13 protein-coding genes are annotated in these 22689 nt (G+C 48.4%); 3 read left to right on the top strand and 10 right to left on the bottom strand.

The window, feature by feature from the left end; all coding sequences use genetic code 11:
- The first annotated feature begins 28 nt into the window (after window positions 1-28).
- Window positions 29-382 (top strand): DUF1772 domain-containing protein, encoded by a 354-nt coding sequence (locus V7S65_RS09375; RefSeq protein WP_336388454.1) that lies wholly within the window; start codon window positions 29-31, stop codon window positions 380-382.
- Between the two features lie 12 nt (window positions 383-394).
- Here V7S65_RS09375 and V7S65_RS09380 read toward each other — a convergent pair whose 3' ends face one another.
- The 9 genes from V7S65_RS09380 to V7S65_RS09420 form a co-directional block, all read right to left on the bottom strand.
- Window positions 395-3844 carry a carbohydrate-binding protein gene (locus tag V7S65_RS09380; protein ID WP_336388453.1) on the bottom strand — a complete coding sequence of 1150 codons (3450 nt, stop codon included), beginning with the start codon at window positions 3842-3844 and terminating at the stop codon, window positions 395-397.
- A gap of 32 nt (window positions 3845-3876) precedes the next feature.
- A complete protein-coding gene (locus V7S65_RS09385) occupies window positions 3877-5325 on the bottom strand; it encodes a RagB/SusD family nutrient uptake outer membrane protein (protein ID WP_336388452.1) in 1449 nt (482 codons plus the stop codon).
- 29 nt (window positions 5326-5354) lie between these two features.
- Window positions 5355-8627: a TonB-dependent receptor gene (locus tag V7S65_RS09390; protein ID WP_336388451.1), complete on the bottom strand. Its 3273-nt coding sequence runs from the start codon at window positions 8625-8627 to the stop codon at window positions 5355-5357.
- Between the two features lie 268 nt (window positions 8628-8895).
- The gene (locus V7S65_RS09395) at window positions 8896-10116 is read right to left on the bottom strand and encodes a FecR family protein (protein WP_336388450.1); all 1221 of its coding nucleotides are present in this window, start codon (window positions 10114-10116) and stop codon (window positions 8896-8898) included.
- A 114-nt stretch (window positions 10117-10230) separates the two neighbouring features.
- A complete protein-coding gene (locus tag V7S65_RS09400; RefSeq protein WP_336388449.1) occupies window positions 10231-10827 on the bottom strand; it encodes an RNA polymerase sigma factor in 597 nt (198 codons plus the stop codon).
- A gap of 128 nt (window positions 10828-10955) precedes the next feature.
- Window positions 10956-12557: a SusD/RagB family nutrient-binding outer membrane lipoprotein gene (locus V7S65_RS09405; protein WP_336388448.1), complete on the bottom strand. Its 1602-nt coding sequence runs from the start codon at window positions 12555-12557 to the stop codon at window positions 10956-10958.
- 37 nt (window positions 12558-12594) lie between these two features.
- Window positions 12595-16320 carry a SusC/RagA family TonB-linked outer membrane protein gene (locus V7S65_RS09410; RefSeq protein WP_336388447.1) on the bottom strand — a complete coding sequence of 1242 codons (3726 nt, stop codon included), beginning with the start codon at window positions 16318-16320 and terminating at the stop codon, window positions 12595-12597.
- A gap of 185 nt (window positions 16321-16505) precedes the next feature.
- Window positions 16506-17585 carry a FecR family protein gene (locus V7S65_RS09415; RefSeq protein ID WP_336388446.1) on the bottom strand — a complete coding sequence of 360 codons (1080 nt, stop codon included), beginning with the start codon at window positions 17583-17585 and terminating at the stop codon, window positions 16506-16508.
- 129 nt (window positions 17586-17714) lie between these two features.
- On the bottom strand, window positions 17715-18326 hold the full coding sequence (locus V7S65_RS09420) for an RNA polymerase sigma factor (protein WP_133256191.1): 612 nt from the start codon (window positions 18324-18326) through the stop codon (window positions 17715-17717).
- Window positions 18327-18671: 345 nt separating this feature from the next.
- Here V7S65_RS09420 and V7S65_RS09425 point away from each other — a divergent pair, with 345 nt between their 5' ends.
- A complete protein-coding gene (locus V7S65_RS09425; protein ID WP_336388445.1) occupies window positions 18672-20468 on the top strand; it encodes an AMP-dependent synthetase/ligase in 1797 nt (598 codons plus the stop codon).
- Here V7S65_RS09425 and V7S65_RS09430 read toward each other — a convergent pair.
- On the bottom strand, window positions 20465-21061 hold the full coding sequence (locus tag V7S65_RS09430; RefSeq protein WP_079472059.1) for a DedA family protein: 597 nt from the start codon (window positions 21059-21061) through the stop codon (window positions 20465-20467). The two genes, V7S65_RS09425 and V7S65_RS09430, sit on opposite strands and share 4 nt — an antisense overlap.
- A gap of 381 nt (window positions 21062-21442) precedes the next feature.
- Here V7S65_RS09430 and V7S65_RS09435 point away from each other — a divergent pair, with 381 nt between their 5' ends.
- Complete coding sequence (locus V7S65_RS09435; protein WP_336388444.1) at window positions 21443-22684, top strand: vanadium-dependent haloperoxidase; 1242 nt, start codon at window positions 21443-21445, stop codon at window positions 22682-22684.
- Window positions 22685-22689 lie beyond the last annotated feature (5 nt).

Genomic DNA, 22689 nt, shown 5'->3' on the forward strand with positions numbered 1-22689 from the left:
CAATCCCACTATTACATCCCTGTTGTTAATGACACACAATGGTATTACCATGCAGCTGTTGATGGCCCTTTCTATTATAACGCCGTTATGGTATGCAGGGCTATGCAGGCGATTAATCCCGGTGAGGAATCTGGCTATCCTGTCTGCCGGATTAGCATTCGCTACTTTGCTGATAACAAGGTTTGGGAATGTTCCGATTAACGGCATCATCAAATTATGGCCGCCGCTTCATCCTCCTGTGGACTGGAGAGCGATATTACATACGTGGGACATCTATAACGCGATACGTACGATTACTGCACTGGGATGTTTTATCTCTTTTATTGCTGCTACCCGGTTTAAAAAAGAAGAGACGCTGACCAGCAGCGTCTCTTCTTCATAGCAAATACATCTGTCAGAGTTTAATTACCTTAAATGTGATGGCCTTAAATTCATTTTCCAGTTTAAGCAGATAAGTACCTGCCGGCAATGAACTGATGTTCTGATTGATGCGTGTTTGTCCTTTACTGATGCGCCAGTATTTAACTACCGCACCATGCATGTCCAGCACAGAAAGCAACGTATACACCGGTTCTTTTAATTCCAGGGTAAGTTGTCCTGTTGTTGGATTTGGATAGAAGATCACCTTTTTGGTGTCTGTTGATCCGGGTGCGTACTTTAATTTCACATCGCTGTAAGCGGAAGCGATACGGGCGGAAGAAGAGTCAATGGGCGATACCGGACAGTTGTCGATGCTGAACCAGTTGAACTTAAAGGTACCCGATGTTATATGAATACCTGTATAGCTAAGTGCCGGCAACGTAATCGTGTCGCTGATGGTTTGCCATACACCTCCGGTAGATGGCAGGGTAATGCTGCCAAAATTAAAGCCGCTGTGCCCTATCCATATCACCGCCGGCGCTGTGGAGGAAATCCGGAAACTGATGGTATACTTTCCGGCTGCAGGCACATTCAGGGTGTTGTAAGCAAACCAGTCGCCCCCATACATATTGGTGAAGTTCTGCCCGCCGCCAACATCCGTGCAGGCTTGCAGGATTGGCCTGGTAGAGCGGTTGGAAGTACTTTCTGCCTCATACTTATTATTAACCGAACAGAAATTGCCAACAGTAGCGACGGCTGTAGCGCTGATGGAGTCGCGGGATGCGGTAACGGTGAAGTTACCCGGCGTATTGCCGGCGGTGAATACACCCGTTGCGCTGATCGCATTACCGGCGCCGGTAGTTGTCCATACAGGCGTAAAGGCAAAGAGACTGTCGCGCTGATCATACCCTTTAGCAGTAAACTGCTGCGATGCGCCAAAAGGTACATTGGCCGTATCCGGTGTAAGTGTAATACGCGTTAACCGGGGTGCGGCCATTACATGCACGCTGGCGGTGTCGCTCACTGTTCCTGCAGTTGCCGTGATGGTGTAATCGCCCACCACGTTAGCCTGGAATAAACCAGCTGTACTGATGCTGTTACCTGTGCCGGAAACAGACCAAACCGGGTTCACGGTGAACACGCTGCTGTCCTGTCCATAGCCGGAAACGGTGTATTGTTTTGTGGCGCCGGTGATCAACGTTGCTGTATCCGGTTTAACGGTAAGCCTTGCCAGTGAAATAGAATCGGCACGGATGAAGCGCAGCCAGTTGAAGTTCCAGCCATCTTTGCCGGCCTGGATCCTGATCGTTTTTTGTCCGGGCAATAAGCGTATAGGCGCCGACGTTACTGTGATCCAGTTTTGCCAGCCACCGCTTGCCGGGAGCGTTACAGTTTGCAATGTAGCGGTATCCAGCATTACCTTCAGGCTGGATACTGAATTAACAGCCACACGGAACTGAATCCGGTATTCGCTGCTGTCCGGTACACTGATATCATATTCAAGCCAGCTGCTCGATCCAATGTAGCTTACATTCAGCCCACCACCAGTATCTGATGTGGACTCTGTGCAGCATACATTGCTGTTGTCAAAACTCTCGGCCTCTATTTTTGCAGGTATCGGCTTATAGTTGGCAGACCGCCGGGTGGCAACAGCCACGGCCGTTTTCGTGACGCTGTCTACTGTTATGGTGGCGGTAATTTTAGCAGTGTCGTTCAATGTGGCGAGTCCGCCTGCCGTAATGCTGTTACCACTGCCGGTAATACTCCATACCGGCGTAACCGCCATTACATGCCCGTTCTGGTCCAGTGCTTTGACGGTGTATTGCTGCGTTTTACCGGGAAGGAATGTCAGCGTGGCGGGTGTTACCGCCACGGAGTCCAGCACGGGTGTGCCTAATCCTTTCTGGGAAATGCGTACATAATCCACCATCATGCTATCCGGCCAATCTGCTTCTACAATGCTACCTCCCATACCACCACCGACGGCAACGTTCAGTATGAGGAAAAACTTCTGGTCAAAGGGCCAGTCTTTCCAATCGGTATGCGGATTAGGATAGGTCAGCACTTTGATGCTGTCGTACAAAAACCGGATGGAGTCCGCACTCCATTCCATGCTGTACACATGATACGTGGTATCTGCATCTGGCAAAATTTTAGTGCCTGATACCTGGCCGCCATTGGTCCAGTTATGGTTTTGCGTGTGCACGGTAGATAGTACCGTACCAAAATTATTACCTACATGTTCCATTACATCCAGCTCACCGCTTTTGGGCCAGCCGCCATAAACGCTGCTGGTGGGCATCAGCCAGATGGCGGGCCAGGAGCCGCGGGCACGGGGCAACCGGGCGCGTACATCTACCCTGCCATACAGGAAGTCCATTTTGCCTTGTGTAATAAGACGGGCAGATGACCAGGGCTCGGTGGTATTTCCATTGGGGAAATCTTTCTTGCCTTTGATGATCAGCTTACCATCTTTCACACGTGCATTATCGTGCGTGGTATCTGTATACACCTGCTGTTCGCCGTTGATCCAGCCTTTGGGCTGCGGATCTACTTTCCATTTGGTAACATCCGGTACGCCATCGGTATTAAATTCATCGTTGAAGATGACCGTCCAGTTGGGATTACCTTCAAACACCACATTGCCTTTTACATTGTATGCAGCAGTGTTGGCGTTTACCAGTTCCGTTCCGGCAACAGTTAGCTTTAAAATAGCCCGGGAATAATTAGCGGGTGAGTTGCCACTGAGCGTAACATGCGCAATGGTATCATTTACGCGTTGCACGTTGCCGACAGTAACGCCGGGAGGCAGGTTGGTGGCGGTCCAGTTAGCCGCGGTGAGTACGGAATCAAATACGCCTCCGCGCACCGTAGCGGTGAGTACTGCGCCATTCTCGTGCCCCATTAAAATGCTGGTATCTTTTACAGTTATACCAGTTGGGTTGGGACCCTGTACCAGGTCGAAGTACAGGATACCATTGGCTTTGCGGCCATCGATATAATGTACTTCGATGCGGTTAAAATCTGTCCGTTGTTTTACGCTCTGAAAATTAAATGTCGCTTCTTCCCATTGATTGATCTGGGTTACTTTGTAGGTAAAGTACACCGCTTTGGAGTAGTTATCGCCGGGTTGCAGCTTAAACATGATCTCATCTTTCGTGCTGGCATACACCAGCATTTTAAAGGTGCTGTTGGTAGACAGGTCGAATGAATCCGTAAGGCTGCTGCCTGCACTCATGTACTCAAAGCAGGTAGTATCCTTTATGAACTTGGCTACCAGCGGACTGGTATTCAGCCCGGATACACTGGGGTTAGGCACACCGAACTGCACCTTCCCCGTAGTGGTATTACCGGCGTAGTAGGTCCACCTGCCGGAGCAGGGACCGCTACCTTCCATGTTATCTAAAAGCAGGTATTGTGCCTGGAGCGGACCGCATAGGAACACGCCGAACAGCAACACCAAAAGTGTTGAGATGTTTTTCATAACGCTTCATTTAGGATGAGTAACCGTGGTTATTATAAATTCGGGTTTACTAATGCATCTACACCGGGTATAGGCAACCAGTAATTTGCCTGGGTGATGGCTCCGGCAGGCTGCAGATCACCGGGATCTTTACCGGCGTTGGCTGCAGCTACCTGGTCCAGTCGCACAAGATCAAACCAGCGGCTCCATTCACCTGCAAATTCCCAGGCTCTTTCATTCACCACCGCAGCAGCAAAATCAGCGCCCGACAGGTTTGCAGCCAATGGCGCCAATCCGGCCCTGTCACGCACAGCATTGATGGCTGCATATGCCTCGCTGTTGGGCGTACCGGCAGAGCGGGCCTGCGCCTCGGCGTAGATCAGCAATACATGTGCATAACGGATCATGATTACAGGATTGTTTGACATGTATACAGCCTTATCCCCGTCCTGCTGGATCGTGAATTTTTTATAGTAAGGATGTTTGGTAGTAGTTTGCTGCCAGGGAATGGTGGTGCCGTTCACTACAAACTGTGTAGAAAAGGTATCATCTTTTCGTTTGCCTGCCGGGAAGTTGTTGAAGAACTTCAGCTCCGGAAAGAAATCGCTCCAGCCGCCTTCATTTTCCGGCATGGTAGAAAGACCGTAAAATGAATTGTAGGTAGACCATTGCCCGCGGGTGAAAAGCGTGAACACATCTTCCGTTGTACCACCTGCGAAGATCTTTAAAAAACCTCCCTGGTAAAGGTCGAAAGTATAGGCTGCTTTATTGTCTATTACCTCTTTTGCTTTAGCGGCTGCCAGTGCGTATTTCGACTGATCTTTCAGCGGCCATCCTGCTTCTGTAAGGTATACATCTGCCAGCAATGCTTTCACGGAGCCTTTGTTAGGTCTTCCCGGATCACGTTTTTTGTTGGGCACCCATTGTTCTGCCCTGGCCAGGTCTTCTTCTATCAATTTATAAACATCCGCAGGTTTACTTTTCTTGAGGGTAAGAAGTTCGGGAGAATAAATTTCAGTGGGAATGATGGGTACTTCTCCCCAAAAGCGGGTAAGCCAGTAATAACACAAAGCCCGCAGGAAGCTGGCCTCTCCCACAATTGCTTGTGTTTTAGTGGCATCGCCATCCGTTACCCGTGTGTAGTTGTTGATGATATTGGTGGTAGACTGGATCGTTTTATAACAGCCCAGCCAGATGGGTGTCATCCTGCCGTTCAGCGAGGTAACATTGAAGCGGTCAAATTCGCGGAACTCTTCTTTATTGGAACCGGGATGTGTGGTGAGATCGTCGGCGCCCATCGTCATAGCGATCTGTGATACGCTGGTGAAACCGCTGGTCCACGGCACCATTAAGCTGCCATAGGCGCCGGTAAGCGCTGATTCAAGTCCTGCCTGGCTGCTTAATGCCTCCGCTCCTCCTACCAAACCTCTCGGGCTTTCTGTAAGCTCCTTGCTGCAACCCGCGGCAAATAACAACGTGGCTGCGAGAAATATCTTTTTCATGTGGAATCGTTTAGTCATGTACGTTATTTTTAAAAACTGAGCGTAACGCCTCCGGTAATTGTTTTTGCATTTGGATAAGAACCGAAATCTATTCCCTGGCGGATATCACCGTCAGCAGAATTGGCTTCAGGATCTATACCGCTGTAATTGGTGATGGTGAACAGGTTAGTAGCGTTCACAAACACTTTGATACCAAGGGCATTTTTCAGTTTTGATTTTGGTATATCGTAAGACAGGCTTACATTTTTAAGACGCAGGAAATCTGCTTTTTCCAGGAAGCGGGTACTTTGTGTGAAGTTCCTGTTCGTGGAACTGAATGCAGGGATATCTGATGTTTCGTTCACGCCGGGAATATACCTGTCTTTAATTTCAGCCAGTGTGGCTTCCCGCGCATCTCCGCCATAGTACATGGCTGCAGCGTTATTATAGTTCAGTTTTTCAAACCCGAAGAGGCCCTGGAAAAACAGGTTCAATGTAAATGCTTTGTAAGTAACGGTGTTATTCCAGCCGATGGAAGTTTTCGGAATACCTGTACCAATCACGCCATAGTCGTTGGCATCTATTTTTCCGTCGCTGTTGATATCGAGATACTTTGAATCGCCTGGTTTAGCGCCAAAATCCGCGGCCTTTGCATCGCCCGGTTTCCAGGTGCCCAGGTAAGTGAGGCCCCAGATAGCGCCCAGCGGCTGTCCCGGCATTACAACAAATTCGGGTTGCTGCGACATACCACCGCCAATTTTGCGGGTATTGGGATCAAAGATCATGGTCTTACCAGCGCCGATATATAATACCTTATTTTTGATAAAAGAAACATTCACGGAGCTATTCCAGTTTACGGCGCTTTTATCAATTACAGCAGCTTCCACGGATAATTCCCAACCTTTATTCTGCACGGTACCAACATTGCGGGTAATGGTGTTATTACCCAGGTAAAGCGGCAACGTTTCGTTCAGCAGCAGGTCGCGTGTATCTTTTATAAAGTAGTCTGCCGTCAGGTTAATCCTGTTGTTTAAAAATCCAACGTCCAGACCCACATTTTTTTGCTCAGTAGTTTCCCACTTCAGATCGGGATTACCAATATTACCCATGACGATACCGGTCAGGAAAGTGGAGTTGGTAAAAGATGCCACCCTGTTGGAATAGGCCGAATAAGTAACGTAAGGATTTACGCCCTGGTTACCCGTAAGTCCCCAGCTGCCACGCAGTTTCACGGTGCTGAGCGCCGGTACTTCCTGCATAAATGGTTCATTTGAAATCACCCAACCCGCAGACACGGAAGGGAAATAGGCGAACCTGTTATCTCCACGGAACTTGGAAGAACCATCACGACGCAGCGCGGCGGAAACAAGGTATTTATCTTTATAACCATAGTTAACACGACCTACGAGAGAAAACAAGGCCCATTTGGAATAGCCGGAAGACGGGCCTCCCGCAGTACCCTGTGAGAGGTTATACCACTGGAAATTTTCGTAAGTAAGATTGGAGGCGCCGGCAGATACATAATTATAAGTAGACTGCTGATATTCCATTACCGCGGTTATATCAAGACTATGTACCTCATTAAATAACCTGCGGTAGTTTAAGGTATTTGTATTCTGCAGTGTGATCTCCTTGTTGGACCGGATACTGCTGGTTGCATTGCCAGAGTTGGTCATCTTTCCGCCGAAACTTTTGTTCTCGTATCCCAGGTAGTTCACACCATACTGCAGGTGGTAGCTCAACCCTGGCAGGATTTCAAAGCGGAAACCTCCTATCATGTTAGCCAGCATTCTATCAGTTACCGCGAGGCGGTCAACAGTTAATGCCACCGGGTTAGGAAAGAGCGAACCCACCGAATCCTTGGGTGTGTAGGTACCGTCGGCTCTTCTTACCGGCGCGGTGGGCGACCAGGTGATGGCCTGCGCCAGCGGGCTGCTTGGGCCATCGGCAGGGATATCTACATTCTGCGCGGTGCTGTAGGAACCGGTGATGTTAAGCGTGGCAGACACCCGGTCTGAAAGACGCGAGTTGATGTTAGATCTTACCGTATAACGTTTGTAAGAAGAGTTATTGATCACACCATCCTGGTTCAGGTAGTTGCCGGAAATAAAATAACCGGATTTGTCGTTGCCGCCGGCGAGGCTCAATAAATATTCCTGGCTGGGTGCAGCTCTGAAAATTTCATCCTGCCAGTTGGTACCGCCATTAGCGCGGTAGCCTGCTACCTGTTCGTCTGTAAATGGTTTCGTGGTGCCTACCGCCGTAGCGTGTGCGTTGGCAGTTTCCGCAAAATCACCGGCATTCAGCAGGTCCAGTTTTTTAATAACGGTGGAAGAAGAAAAACGGCTGGTAAGATTCACTTTTAAAGCGCCTTTGCTGCCTTTCTTCGTGGTAACAATAATAACACCGTTGGAACCACGGCTACCATAAATAGCGGTGGCAGATGCATCTTTCAACACCTGGATAGATTCAATATCATCCGGGTTGATCGCAAAAAATTCAGCTCCTACAAAACCGTCCACTACGTATATGGGGCCATTGTTGCTGGTAATGGAGTTGGCGCCGCGGATACGGATTCTCACAGCACCGCCGGGAGAACCGGCCGCATTGGTTACCTGTACACCTGCTGCCCTGCCCTGTAACACCTGGTCCAGGCGATTTACGGGCTGGTCTTTAAACGATGCCGCGGTTACCGTGGTGATAGCATTGGTGAGTGTTCCTCTTTTTTGTTCTCCATAACCTACTACTACCAGTTCATTCATACTGGAAGCGCTGGACTGGAGTATAACCGGCAGCTCGCTTTTGGCGCCTACCGGTACTTCCTCTTTATTATAACCAATGGATGAAACAATCAGTATTGCATTTTCGGTTGGTACGGTGATGGTGTACTCGCCGTTTTCATTTGTTACCACGCCTCTGCTGGTACCTTTTACCTGCACCGTTACGCCGGGCAGGGGTTCTCCTTTTGCGTTGGTGATACGCCCTTTCACTTCCTTGTCTGGCGGTGCATTTGCGGGTGTCACCGGCGCGCCTTTCCGTTTAATAACAATCACCTTATCTGTGATCGTATAAGTGAGTGGCTGATCCAGGAAACAGGCGTCCAGCGCTTCCTGCAGGGAAGCGTCTTTCAGTTGCAGGCTAATTTTGCTGATGTGAAGCAGTTGTTCATCGGTATACAAAAAAGTATAGCCGGTTTGCTTTCTGATCTCTTTAAAGGCCTTGTCCAGGGATATGTTACGTTGCGATAAGGTAACTGTTTGTGAATACCCGGCTGCATGTACCTCCAGTAGGGTAATGGTCATCAAAAGCACCGTTAATTTCATAATCAGGAACGTTTTTACTGATAATCGTGGAAATTTTTTGACCCACGCAGGGCTTGGTTGCCCGCTTTGGGAAAAAAGCGTCAATTGCATACATTTGTGTAGTTTGGGTTGATAATGATAATTGTCGAAAGCGATTTTAATTACAGGCCCGGATCTTACCGGGGGCGCAGCGAACGCTCCCGGTTTTTTTGGGCACTTCAAAAACTGGTAATGGAATAAACATTAAGGACTCATAACGTCAATGTTTTTTGTAACGTGGAAAAAGGATTCAGGGCGATACAATCAGTTGTTTTCCCTTTATTTCAAAATGTACTTCACCGGTTAGTTCCATCATTTTCAACACCTGCGATACCGGCACATTCCGGGGGATGATACCCCTGAAGTGGGCAGACACGGGCGCTTTGTATATTACCTCCACATCATACCAGCGTGCTATCAAACGCATGGCCGAAGCGATGTCGTTGCCTTCCAGCTGGATAAATCCATTTTTCCAGGCCACTGCTTCTTCTGTATTCACATTTGCGGGGGCAGATAAGATGCTGTTGCTTTTATTCAGCGCAATACCTTCGCCCGGCTGCAGGCGTTTACTGTTGCCATTGCTGCTTACGCGTACGGCGCCTTCCAGTAGCGTGGTTTTAATCTGCTGTTCATTGTCGTATGCCATCACGTTGAAATGAGTGCCCAGCACGGCGATTTCGAGGCTGTCCTTTCCATTATCAGTACGGGTGGGCACCATTACCCGGAAAGGTTGGTGTGCATTGGCGGCTACTTCAAAATAGGCTTCCCCGTTCAGCTCCACCTGCCTGTTGCGCCCGTTAAAGGAAACGGGATATTTTAAAGTGCTCTCGGCATTCAGCCATACGTGGGTGCCGTCCGGCAGCGTTACCTGGAACTGGCCGCCACGCGGGGTGCGCAGCGTATTATATTGCATGGTCAAAGCATCATGTGATGCCCCGTTATAGGTGTAGGTGAGCTGCCCTGCGCCCTGCCGGGAAATTTTTGTATTGCCCTGTTGCGCCAGTGTGCCGTTGATGGCGCTATCCAGCGGTACCTGGGTGCCATCTGCCAGTATAAGCACCGCTTTGTTGCTACCGGGCGCCACATCGTTGGCCGGTTTGGGTGTAACCGTTGCCAATGGTGCGGGAGCCGGCTTTTGCATCAACCGGTACACGCCGCCTGCCAACAGCAACACGCCGGATACAACGGCCGCTGCCAGCCATGCGCGCCGGTATGATGGACGCACAGGTACTACCCTTTCCACGGTGCGGTCGGCGGCCAGTATATTGGCGGCCACCTGGTTCCAGTAAGCTTCGTCGTAATCCGCTGCTTCGCCGGGAAGTTCCTTTCGCAGCAGCATCTCCGCCAGTTGGGCGGTATGTCCGGTATCATCAGCCTGGATCAGGTCCGACAATTCCTGGAGCTCATCGGCAGTAGCAGTATGGCTTACAGCCTGCTGCAGGAGGTATGCTAAACGGTCTTGTATCGACAATTTATGATCGTTTTTGATTGTTAATCAGTGAACGTGGTCGCTTCCTTAAAACGTGGTACTATACATACAGACGCGCAGGTAAATATTTAGGACCTATGGAAAAGAAAAAATTTTTTAACGGGTCAGCAACCACACCACCACGGCGGGAAAAAGGTGGCCCGACAGCTCCAGCTGCTTCCGGATAAACTGCAGCGACCTTACCAGGGAGTTCTTAACGGTGTTGGGGGAAATGGACAGCTCCCCGGCGATCTCCGGTATTTTAAGCCCCTTTTCGCGGCTTAAGAGATAGATCCGCTTTGCCTGTGGAGGCAGTTGCGCTACCGCTGCGCTTACCTGTTTCATCATGGCGTTGTATACCATTGTTTCTTCCGTGGAACTGGCCGGCGCATCCGCAGTATAGTCTGATGTAATGGCATCTATGGCCTTGTGATGAACCACCTGTTTACGGAGATAGGAAAACGACAGGTGAAAAACGATCCGCAGCAGCCAGGAACGGGGATTTTCTATTTCCGGGAGCTTGTCGCGGCTGATCCATAACCGCAAAAATGTTTCCTGGACAATATCATCTGTTACGGAACCGGTTTTGGTCAGATGTAATATTAGCGGCCGCAGCTCCGGAACATACCGGCGAAAGAGCATGCGGAAAGCGGTTTCATCGCCTTCCGAAATCAGCTGGAATAGTTCTTTATCGTTATATAGCTGCGCATGCATATGTACTGCCCCCCGCTAATGTAGGAAAATTTAATTGCGAATTAATATTTTCCTGGAAGGGATAATATGAAGAAGCCCCGGGGAAAAGAATTCCCCGGGGCTGTTATCATTCATCTAAATTCACAGTCTTATTTCATCCACCAAACTTTTACGGTATTGGAGTTACCGCCCATCTGGCCGGATTGTGTCTGATAATTTACAGTATTGTTGATCGATTCCTGTTCCGGGTATTGCAGCCTGTTAAAGTTCACATAAGTAGCCGGGTTGCCATCACGCGGCGTGCGGCCGGTTCTTCTCCATAAGTTATAAGCGAGCCAGGGCTGACGGAAAAATGATAACCATTCCTGTGCATAGATCTTATCCAGCTTCTGTGCGTCGGTGCCGGTAAAGGCTACTTTCGGATTAGCCAGGAATGCCGCCATCTGTACCGGCGTAGGACTTGCAGGTGCTACACTTGACCAGGCATCATTGGTAACATTGGTATTGTGCGCAATAAAGTACCAGAAGTTTACGGCAGAAGTAATACCTGCGGTGTACTCCGTACCTGCGGTAACCATGTTCTTCGCTACGCCGAGGCCGCGTGCATATGCTTCTGCTTTCAGGAAATGTACTTCGGCAGCTGTCAGAAACAATTCAGGCTGATAATAAATATCTCTTACTATATAATAATTAAAGGGAGAAAATTTGCAGTTGTCTTTGTTGGTGAAATCACCATCCCTTTTATCCTGGTAAGGATTGGTATTATCGCTGGCGGTGCTGCCCGGCTGAAGCGGCGCCCAGGCACCTGCCTGGTTGGTTTCAAAGAACAACACTGCCCGCGGATCAAAGATCTGTGCCGTGCTTGTACCATCCGCCATCAGGTTCCAGCAGGTAGTGCTTAAGCGTACAAATTTATGCGAGGTAAAAGACCAGAAGCGGCTGTCGTTGAGTACATAGCCACCAAGTTTGCCAGGCCACATGCCGGCGTCTTCTCCTTCGCCGATCAGCGGAATACCACTCAGGGCGTATTGCAGGTAAGGCGTGGCGGTAGCCGCATCCTTTTCTACTATCTGCATGGCATAACGCAGCAGCAGGGAATTGCCAAACTTCTGCCACATGCTGATGTTATTGGCAAATAATGTTTCAGAAGTACCCAGCGACTGGTAAGCTTTTCCACCCGGTGTAGTGGCAGCAGTGGTAAGATGCTGTGACGCCCATTTCAGTTGTTCCAGCAGGCTTTTATAGATACTTTCCTGTGAATCGTACTTTGGACGGTAATTAGCGGTGTTATAAGTATACGCAAGCCCTGCCTCTGAATAAGGAATATCCCCGAACTGATCGGTGATACGCAAGGTTTTATACGCACGTAAAATGTAGGTGATGGACTGGATATTATCCATTTCCGCTTTATCTCCTGCATAAGCATTAATCTTATCCTGGATCTGGTTCAGATTCTGCAGCGTACCATAGTAATCATTCCAGATGTCCAGCGCACCATTCTGCACCAGGTAACCGGAGCTACCACTGATAGTAGCCAGCTGCGTAACCGGGTAGTAGTATTCGTTATGAATGGCCGCCTGCTCCTGCCCTTTCAGGAACAGGGTGCTGATTACCCCGTTTATCATGGGCGGTATGGTAGAAACGGTAGGTAATCCCGGCGTAGTGTTGATATCCTGGAAATCTTTGGTACAGGCTCCAAGCATGATGGATGCACCGGCTATATAAAGGAATATTTTCTTTGTGTTCTTCATGTTTTACACATTTTAATCGGTGAGTAGATCTGTTCCTTTAAAAAGAAACCCTTACCTGGAAACCTAAAGAGCGGAAGCTCGGCATAGACATAAACTCCAGCCCCTGGGCATTGCCTGCACCGTTTACACCTTCCGGGTTGATATGATCGGGCAATGAAGTGTAGAGGTAAAAGAGATCCCTTCCTACGAGCGACAGCGATGCGGCCTGGAATACTTTTGTTTTTCTCACAAAGCTCTGTGGCACCTGGTAGTTAACAGCAATCTCTCTCATCTTCACCCAGGTATTTTCCAGCACAGCGCCCCTGTTGATCCAGTCGCTTCCTTTCACGCCGGAGCCCAGATCGGTACTGCTCCATACGCCGTAAGGCATGTATTTATAATAGTAATGCACTACGTTATCATTCACTTTTCCATCGGGGAACACACCGGGTAATATCACGCCCCAGTTGGTTTGTGTGCCATTAGGCGTAGTGTATGGCAGCCCGCCGCCATTCCTTTCTTTCAGTGTTTCCGGCGCCTGGCCCTGTTGCATGATGGTTGCATAGGTACCGGACCAGATGTCGCCGCCGATTTTTGCATCAATGAGCGTGCTTACAGAAATGCCGCCTTTGAATGTAAAGGTATTGGTGATACCACCGGTTAATTTAGGCGTGGCGTTGCCCAAAGGCACCAATCCATCGGTAGCCTGGTACAGGGTACCATTCATGGCTGTATTGCCGAAAGGATTCTGTACCATCAGTGGCAGGCCGGTTTTTGGATCGTAGATATAATCATGGCCGTAAATGGTGCCAAACTGGTCGCCCACTCTTGCTGAAATAACCGGGCCGTGTCCGCCGCCATCGTTCCAGGCGCTCGCCATATCTACACGGTCAGTTCCATCAGACAACGACAACAATTTATTGTTGCTGTGCGCCAGGTTAAGGGATACATCCCATCCAAATTCTTTCCGGTCAATTACTTTAGCACGCAGGATCAGTTCCATACCTGAATTTTCAAGCACACCGGTATTCACCACAATGGTGCTTACCCCGGAGCTTATAGGCAGTGGAGAGCTGAGGATCTGGTTCCTGGACTTTCCTTTATAATACCTGAAATCAGCATTCAAACGGTTATGGAGAAAGCCTAACACAACGCCGAAATCAGCGGTGGTGTTAATGGCTGGTTTAAAGTCTTTCGCCGGCAGCGAGCTTGGCAGCAGGTTAGCCGCCTGGCCTGCGAATGTTAAGCTGGAATAATTATAGTTAACCTGGTAAGGAGCAGGATCTACTGCTGCCTGCGCCCACGCTACCCTTATTTTACCAAAGCTGAGGATAGCCGGATCTGTCTTCAGCAGATCAGAAAATACAAAGCTACCTGCAAAAGACGGGAAGAAGTAAGACCACTGACCTTTAGGCAAGGCGGATGACCAGTCGTTACGACCAGTTACATCCAGGTAAAGATAATTCTTGTACGACAGGTTAATGAAACTGTATACAGAATTCATGCGTTTACGCAGCTGGCTTTCTGTTACCGGGTGCGGGTTACCGAGATAAGTACCTGTGTTCAGCGAATATACATTCGGGATCGCCCAGTTATCGTTGTAATTAAACATGCCGTACATGTCGCGCTGGTAAATGGTTCCACCCAGTGAGAACTTTGCGTTGAGCACACCGTTCAGCAGGTTTTCTTTATGCAGCGTTCCGATGAAATCCATGTTGGAAGCGTTGTCCTGCTCTGTACCATGACCATAATATCCTTTGGTGATGCCAATAACATCGGTAGGTTTGTTTTTAATGGTCAGCTCATTGGTGTTATTATCCAGTCCTCCGCGGAAAACAAAATCCAGGAAATCGGTGGCTTCATAATTCAGCTGTACGCCGGCCAGTAATTTACGCCTGTTCTGAACCGTATTATTTTCAAAGATATTCCACACGGTATAGCCGCCATTTCCCACCCACGGAAAACCGGAAAGGGTGTTCTGTGAACCATCTTCATTTTTATAGATGCCGATATCTTCGCCGCGGTAGTTCCTGCCGGCATTGTATACCAGGCGCTTCATCCAGGAATTGGCATCGTCGTTACCCAGTTGCGGAGGGTTATGATATTGATTAACGATGTAGGAAGTAGTAACCTGCACATTTACTCTTTTTGTGAGCTTCATGTTGGCGCCGAGGTTGAAGGTATTGCGGTAGTAATCACTGTTTGGCAATACGGCTTCATTATCCAGGCGGGAATAGGATGCCCGGATAGATCCCCATTCGTTACCGCCGGAAAGGGATACGTTATGTGTTGACTGTGTGCCATTACGGAACAGCAGTTTTGTATTATCGGGTTGCGGTACATCTGCCTGTTGGGAACCATCCCACCAGGTGACCATTTTGCCATCCATTTTCGGACCCCAGGAAAGACCTGAACCGGCCCATCCCACCTGGTTCCAGGTATTTACGCCAAAAGGACCGGAACCTGTTTTTGGATCCACAAACATGCCGTTCCAGTTTTCCGTTAACTTAGGATTGCCGTTGGCATCTGTTAAATATTGCGGCGGATCTAACGATACCATGCCACCCGCGCCATATTCATTCTGCAACTGGAGGAAACGGTATGGGTCAATATTTTTATAGCCATAGGTATAGTCCACACCCAAACCGTTGCGTTTTGCGCCTTTCTTAGTGGTGATCAGGATTACGCCGTTGGCGCCTTTACCACCATACAAAGCAGCGGCGGTGGGGCCTTTCAGCACGCTGATGGTTTCAATATCTTCGGGATTGATCATGTTGATAGGGCTACCGAAATCTTTCGGAGAACTGGTACTGGCAGCGTTTGCGCTGTTGCCGGCGTACATGGCGCTACCGGTAGGTGCATTACGCACATCGTAAGGCTGCGCAAGGTCGTTGGCCATAGGCATACCATCCACAATGATCAGGGGCTGGTTATCGCCCTGGATAGTGTTGTTACCGCCAATAACGATGCGGGTGGTACCACCGTCCACACCATTCGGACTGGTTACATTCACGCCTGCCATTTTTCCTGCCAATGCATTCACAATATTGGGCGCATTGGATTTAGCTACTTCTCCTCCTTTTACTTCTTCCTGTGAATAACCCAATGTTCTTACACTTCTTTTGATACCCAATGCGGTTACGGCTACCGCATCCAGCGAGGTGGCGGAGGTAGTCATCACGATATTCAGTACCGGGTTGGCGCCTACAGTTACACGTTGCTGGGCAAAACCAATTGAAGAAAATACAAGGACATCCCCTTCCTTTGCGTCCAGCTCAAAATGCCCTTCCACGTTGGTAACGGTACCCCTGTTGGTACCGGCCACCATTACATTCACACCTGGCAACGGGCTGCCGTCGTTGGATTTTACGATACCACTGATCTTTTGAAACAGCACGTTAAACCCCTCAATGTTCATAGGGGCTTCTTTCTTCAGCACAATCTGTTCATTGATCACTTCAAAAGTGATGTGCAATGGACTGAGCAGACGGTGTAACACTTCGCCCAGCTGCTCATCGCTGGCCTTTACCGCAACCCGTTGTTTAACGGGTAATGTGCTGTTATTGTAGGTGAAGTTTACGGCAGTTTTCTCCGTAATTGCCCTGAGGATATTACGCAGGTCGGTGGGCGGCATGTTCAATGACACCTTTTTGCTCAATACTTCCTGTGCGTGCACATCCCGGGCGAATGTGCAGGTGATCAGGCTGAGCAGAAAACCTATTTGCAGAAGAGTAACCCTCATAAAAAATATGACAGTCCGGTTGGAGTTTGCAATTTTGTGCATAACTTCAAGTGTTTTGTTGTGATTAATGAAAACGTTAGTACGACAAATCCTTTCCTGTGGCAGTTGTCCAGACGTTACAGGAAAAAATTACAAGGTGGCGGTGTTAGTGCATCGCCACTTTTTTTTGGTTGATAGTCAAGTGAACTCAGGGATCATTTTAGCGGAATTACAAGTGAACAATACTTTTAACTACAGGGCTTCCCGGTAATATATACCTGGCCCCCGCTGATTTTATAGCTGGCATTGATAGCTGCACAAATGATTTTCAGTTTATTCTCAAATGATTCATTGGTGATGGTAGTGGTGATCATGCACTTCCCAAACACTTCCTCGCTTGCATTAATTTTTATACTGTAGGCCGCTTCCATTGCCTGGAAGATGTCTGTTACGGCGGTATTGTCAAATACAAAAGGCGGTGGCTCCACGGCAGGCAGCAATGCTGCCACATCGCTGGTATTCAGCGAATCGGCCACAAATGCCGAGGTACGGGTATTAAAACGGATCTTATGATTTGGTGTAACCACATAGCTGCGCTGGTCTTTATCGGCGAGGTTGTACACGGCTATTTTACCGGTTTTTACGGTCACCGTTAAACTCCCGTTTTCTGTTGTTACCCGGAAACTCGTTCCCAGCACTTTGATCCCCACTTCAGGCGTATATACAAAGAATGGCCTGGCAGCGTCTTTGGCGATATCAAAAAACGCATCACCTTTCAGGAATACTTCTCTTTTTGGTTGTAATAAAAAGGCATCGTGGCGGATAGAGGCACCTGCGTTCAGCACTACGGTGGAACCATCTGTGAGCCAGGCGATTTGATTGGCATTAGTAGTGTTGATGCGGGTAAGCTGCTCATTTTCCATGTGGCTGTCCAGCTTCGCGGCTACCGGTGTTTTGTTGTCTTTTTTCAGGTAGATGGATAACAGGGTAATACCTGCCAGCACTGCGGCCGCTGCCCCCCACCACCTGTAACGCGAAATCCTTCTTATGCGTGCCGGCGCCCATTCCGTAGCGGGGCGTTCTTCCGCGATATGTTCGTCGAGGGCGGCGTATACTTCCTGCAGCAGCGATTCGTCTACTGCGGGTTGTGGTACGTTGCCCAATGCCAGCACCATACTGCGGGCCTTTTCGAGATCAGCGACCCGTTCGGGATGCGCTGCCATCCACTGCTCCCACCGGGCGGTATTAACCGCATCGGGGCGTAACACCCATTGAACAAAGCTATCGTCCCGGATAAATTCCCAGGTATCCTCTCCAAAATGCTTCATGCAGCTGTTTTTTTTGAGACAATTAACTGCCCCTTTACCATAAATGACAAAGACGCTCATTTTATACTCAAAAAATTTAAAGTTTTTTTAACTTAGGCGGAAATGCCCTACCATAGCGGAAACAGGATGTCAGAGAAAGAGATAAAAGGTTTCCAGCAGGCGCCGGGCAAACGGAGTGGTTTCCAGCGTTTCTTTGATGCGCCCCAGGGCGTTATAAAGGAGATTGCTCACAGACTGGTACTTCATGTGCATCAGTTCTGCAATCTGGGCATTGGTAAAGCCCATATAAAAGCGGAGGGTGATAATTTCCTGCTGCCGCCGCGATAACTTCCGGATCGCATTATCGAGCAGGATACTGCGTGAATCACTGATTTCTGCATCAATGATCCTTTCTTCTACGGTAGATTCTACCTGGTTATATTGGTGAAGGAATTTATCCTGCCTGCCGGAAGCAGTTCTGTATTGATAATTGGCCCTGATGAGTTTATACTTCAGGCTGCGGCATAAATAAAACCGTATGGCCACTTCGTCGCTGATGGTATCCCTGCTGTTCCACATCTCTATAAAAAGATCATGGATCATGTCTTTCAACTTCTCCCGGTCCGTACAAAACCTGAAACCGTATTCAAACAGGTACCTGGTATATTCGCGGTAAATCAGCGTAAAAGCAGCTTTATCGCCACCTTTAAATCGCTTCCATAAAGCAGCTTCCTCAAAACAAACGTCTTTTCTTGCAGGCATGCGTGGATCTTTTACGGCAAAACTGATCTTGGTATCAATTGGGTTGGCTAAAATTTTGGATGTACCCGAAATGTAAATATTTTTTATCAATCAATCAAATATCATTCAAATACCATAAAGGAATAACATAAAAATATCAGTAAGAAAGCTGTTTTTTTAATTGTCCGTTTTACACCTGATAATAAAGGAGGCGACATAAAATGCCATCTCCTTCATTTATTATTGATTGCTTTTATAAAGTATAAGGGCGTAATGGTGCCCTAACTTCTTCAGCCGGTCCTGAAATCATACTGATTTTTTAGTATATTTATCTTAACGGTAAAGTATACTCCTTAATTTTCACGTATGAACAATATTTCCAAGAGAAGACTTTTTGATGCTGTCGCCTGGCAGTTGGCCCAATTCCCTAAACCTGATATGCTTGCGGCTAAGATCAACGGACAATGGAAAACCTATGACACCGCCAGTGTTGTTGAAATTGTAAATCGTTTCAGTGCAGGACTGCTGCAACTGGGTGTTGGCGGGAACGACTTTACGCCCGAAGGCGCCGATAAAATTGCTATTATCAGCAACAACCGCCCGGAATGGGTATTCACGGATCTGGCCGTGCAGCAAACAGGCGCTGTGCTGGTGCCCATCTACCCTACTACCAACCCCGCCGAGCTGCAGTTTATCCTGAAAGATGCCGCGGTAAAATATATGTTTGTGAGCAGTAAGGAATTGCTCGATAAAGTAAACAGTATCCGGGAAGGGGTTCCTTCTTTACAACATATCTATACCTTTGATGAAATACCCGACACAACGCACTGGTCCACGATTCCGGCGCAGGCCACTCCGGCCTTGCTGGAGCAGGTGGAAAGCATCAAAGCGGGCATCGATCCTCATCACCTGGCCACCATTATTTATACTTCCGGTACTACCGGCACGCCCAAAGGCGTAATGCTGTCGCACCATAATATTGTGTCGAATGTTTTATTGTCCAAAGAAAGTTTTCCGTTTGAAGATTCTCCGCAACCCAGTAAGGTATTGAGTTTTTTACCACTGAATCACATTTTTGAGAAGTGCGTAACTTATATCTACCTGTATAGCGGTATCAGTATTTACTATGCCGAAAGCATGGATACACTCAGCGCCAACCTGAAAGAGATTAGTCCGGATGGCTTTACCACCGTTCCCCGTCTGCTGGAAAAAGTATTTGAAAAAATAATGGCTACCGGCAGCGAACTAACAGGTGTCAAACGTAAACTGTTTTTCTGGGCAGTATCCCTGGCTGGAAAGTATGATAACAATATCAGCGGAGGCGCGTGGTACAACCTGCAGCTGGCCATTGCCAATAAATTAATATTCAGTAAATGGCGGCAGGCGCTCGGTAATAAGATCCGGTTTATAGTAACCGGTGGCGCTGCCTGCCAGGAAAAACTACTGCGTATTTTTAACGCCGCGCAGATCCCTGTGTACGAAGGATACGGGCCTACCGAAAACAGTCCGGTTATTTGTGTGAACCGGAAAACACCCGGCGATATGAAGTTTGGTACCGTAGGTCCGCCCATTAACGGTATTGAAGTAAAGCTGGCAGAAGATGGCGAGATCTGTGTAAAGGGTCCATCGGTAATGATGGGGTATTATAAAAGACCGGACCTCACCGCCGAAACCGTTATTGATGGCTGGTTGCACACCGGGGACGTCGGATCATGGGTAGATGATAAATTTTTGAAAATAACAGACCGTAAGAAAGAGCTGTTTAAAACCAGCGGAGGAAAATATGTGGCCCCTCAGCCCATTGAAAATAAATTCAAGGAAAGTCCTTTTATTGAACAGATCATGGTAGTAGGTGAAGGGGAGAAATTTACAGGCGCATTAATTGTTCCTGCTTTTACCTACCTGAAGTACTGGATGAACCAGCAGAATATTCCTTACACCACCAATGAAGATGCCGTTAAAATACCGAAGGTACTGGACATGTACCAGGAGGTAGTGAACAATTACAACCAGCACTTTAATCATGTGGAACAAATTAAGAAGTTTGAACTGCTTACCACGGAATGGAGTATTGCCGGCGGGGAAATGACGCCAAAGCTCAGCCTGAAAAGGAAGGTAGTCACGGAGAAATATAAAAATACAATAGCAAAAATATACAGTTAGGAAGATGATTTCCGGAATTCCTTCACGATACGTATCACTACAGGGATGGTGACTGTAACGATGATAACAATGATAAAATATTTAAGATAAGGTTTCAGGAAAGGCATGCTGCCAATGAGATAACCAGCCAGCACAAAGCTGAATCCGTATGCGATGGAACCAATGGTAACAAACAACAGGAAGCGGCGGAAATCAAGTCCGATCATTCCTGCCACAATAGGTGCAAAGGTGCGGATGAGTGGAAGAAATATACCTGCCGTTAGCGCGGTGGCGCCATATTTTTTATAGAATGCTTCTGCTGATACGAGGTACTGCCGGCGGAAGATCCCGGAGTCTTTCTTATTCTTCAGCAGATGACCGGTTTTCCGGCCAATCCAATACCCGGTTACATTACCGGCAATGGCTGCAACGGCGCACAGCGCGCAAACCACCAGTATATTATAATTGAAATTCCCGTTGGCCGTTAGTACGCCAGCGGTAAACATCAGGCCACCGCTGGGCAGGAAGAAGCAGAAAAACAATCCTGTTTGTCCGAATACCGAAAGGAATACGATGAGTAGCCCTCCATAGCTGATTAGTGATTCAGCATTCATGTTATAATTTGTTTTAGGGATGTTATGCGCTGATAAAAATTTCTTTTATTAAGATAGATTTCCATGCGCGGATCCGGGGTGTTCACGGATCATTTACAATTTAAACTTTTATTCAATTAAAAAAAGCACGCACTACGCTAATTGGCTGCGTTGTGATCTGCTACTTTAGCCGGGTAAATCCGAATACGCTGATTTCCCTGCCCGATGGGAAACGCCGGAATTGTTTGTATCTAACCACTTTATGTTAACCTTAAAAAGAAAGAAAAAATGAAATCTTATTGTTTGTTATCCCGTTGTGCGGGACTTTTTCTCCTTGTCAGTATAGTGGCATGTAAAAAGAATGACACGCTTCTTCAGTCTGTTCCTGATGCATCAAAAAATATGTTAGCCGGCACGCTGGTATCCGGTGGAGAGGTGGCCGTCCCTGTTTCCTGGTATGCGCTGGAGCTGAAGCTGATAAAAGAAACGCCGGGGTTTAGTCCACCCGTGGCAGCCAGGGCTATAGCCTATACCGGCGTTGCACTCCGCGAGGCAGTATTGGGTGGCATGAACGGAGCGCCTTCACTGGGCGGACAGCTCAACGGGCTTGGCCGTCTTCCCGCACCGGAAAGATGGAAGCGCTATAACTGGGCCATAGCTGCCAACAGTGCGATGGCGCAGATTATTAAAAGCCTTTTCGCCAATGCCAGTGTTGAGAACCTCAGCCTGATCAACCAGCTGGAAAGCGACAATCTCCAGGCGTATACGGACAGCTGTTCCCCCGAAGTGGCGACCCGTTCCATCAGTTTTGGCAAATTAATCGCCACTGCTATTTACCAATGGTCTGCTTCAGACGGAGGAAAAGACGGCTATCTGAACAACTTCCCTACCGACTATACGCCGCCGGTAGGACCAGCTTACTGGGTACCCACACCGCCACTTTTCCAGCGCGCCATGTTACCTTACTGGGGAAAGAACCGCCCGATGGTTAAGCCTACGGCAGCTGATTCAGCAGTGATCCCGCATCCTGCTTTTTCAACAGATACTTTCAGCACCTTCTACAAAGCGGCCTACTTTGTTTACCAGAAAGGGAAAACACTTACACCGGAAGAAACCCTCATTGCCCGTTACTGGGCAGATGGCGGCGGTACCTTCACACCTCCCGGCCACCTGATTGCACTCACCACGCAACTGGTTACGGAACAACACCTGAGCCTCGGCCAGGCGGCTACACTGTTTGCACAGGTAGGAATAGGATTGAACGATGCAGGCATCCTTTGCTGGAAATATAAATACCAGTATAACCTGCTTCGCCCTGTTACGTATATCCGCTCGCATATCGACAGCAGTTGGTCGCCGCTGATAGGCACGCCTCCTTTCCCGTCGTACACGTCCGGTCATGCTACTTTTACCAGCGCAGCAGGCAACATCCTGGCAGCACGCTTTGGCAACGGATTCGTGTTTACGGATAAACAAAAAGTGCCGGAAGGATTCTCCCCACGTTCCTTCAACAGCTTCACTGATATGATCAATGAAGCCTCCATTTCAAGAGTATATGGCGGTATTCATTACGACTTCGACAGTGAAACCGGCAGCCTCACCGGAAAGGGCTTGGCCCAGCGGGTGCTGTCGTTGAACTACTAAAGAAA

Origin of the sequence: Chitinophaga sp. CCNWYY40 (genome assembly GCF_037483205.1) — a bacterium.
In the GTDB taxonomy this organism is placed as follows: Bacteria; Bacteroidota; Bacteroidia; order Chitinophagales; family Chitinophagaceae; genus Chitinophaga; species Chitinophaga ginsengisegetis.

What these genes read in the sequence shown, in the direction of transcription:
- V7S65_RS09375 (WP_336388454.1), top strand. Translation starts at nt 29, where the DNA reads ATGACACACAATGGTATTACCATGCAGCTGTTGATGGCCCTTTCTATT.
- V7S65_RS09380 (WP_336388453.1), bottom strand. Translation starts at nt 3,844, where the DNA reads ATGAAAAACATCTCAACACTTTTGGTGTTGCTGTTCGGCGTGTTCCTA.
- V7S65_RS09385 (WP_336388452.1), bottom strand. Translation starts at nt 5,325, where the DNA reads ATGAAAAAGATATTTCTCGCAGCCACGTTGTTATTTGCCGCGGGTTGC.
- V7S65_RS09390 (WP_336388451.1), bottom strand. Translation starts at nt 8,627, where the DNA reads ATGAAATTAACGGTGCTTTTGATGACCATTACCCTACTGGAGGTACAT.
- V7S65_RS09400 (WP_336388449.1), bottom strand. Translation starts at nt 10,827, where the DNA reads ATGCATGCGCAGCTATATAACGATAAAGAACTATTCCAGCTGATTTCG.
- V7S65_RS09405 (WP_336388448.1), bottom strand. Translation starts at nt 12,557, where the DNA reads ATGAAGAACACAAAGAAAATATTCCTTTATATAGCCGGTGCATCCATC.
- V7S65_RS09410 (WP_336388447.1), bottom strand. Translation starts at nt 16,320, where the DNA reads ATGCACAAAATTGCAAACTCCAACCGGACTGTCATATTTTTTATGAGG.
- V7S65_RS09415 (WP_336388446.1), bottom strand. Translation starts at nt 17,585, where the DNA reads ATGAAGCATTTTGGAGAGGATACCTGGGAATTTATCCGGGACGATAGC.
- V7S65_RS09420 (WP_133256191.1), bottom strand. Translation starts at nt 18,326, where the DNA reads ATGCCTGCAAGAAAAGACGTTTGTTTTGAGGAAGCTGCTTTATGGAAG.
- V7S65_RS09425 (WP_336388445.1), top strand. Translation starts at nt 18,672, where the DNA reads ATGAACAATATTTCCAAGAGAAGACTTTTTGATGCTGTCGCCTGGCAG.
- V7S65_RS09430 (WP_079472059.1), bottom strand. Translation starts at nt 21,061, where the DNA reads ATGAATGCTGAATCACTAATCAGCTATGGAGGGCTACTCATCGTATTC.
- V7S65_RS09435 (WP_336388444.1), top strand. Translation starts at nt 21,443, where the DNA reads ATGTTAGCCGGCACGCTGGTATCCGGTGGAGAGGTGGCCGTCCCTGTT.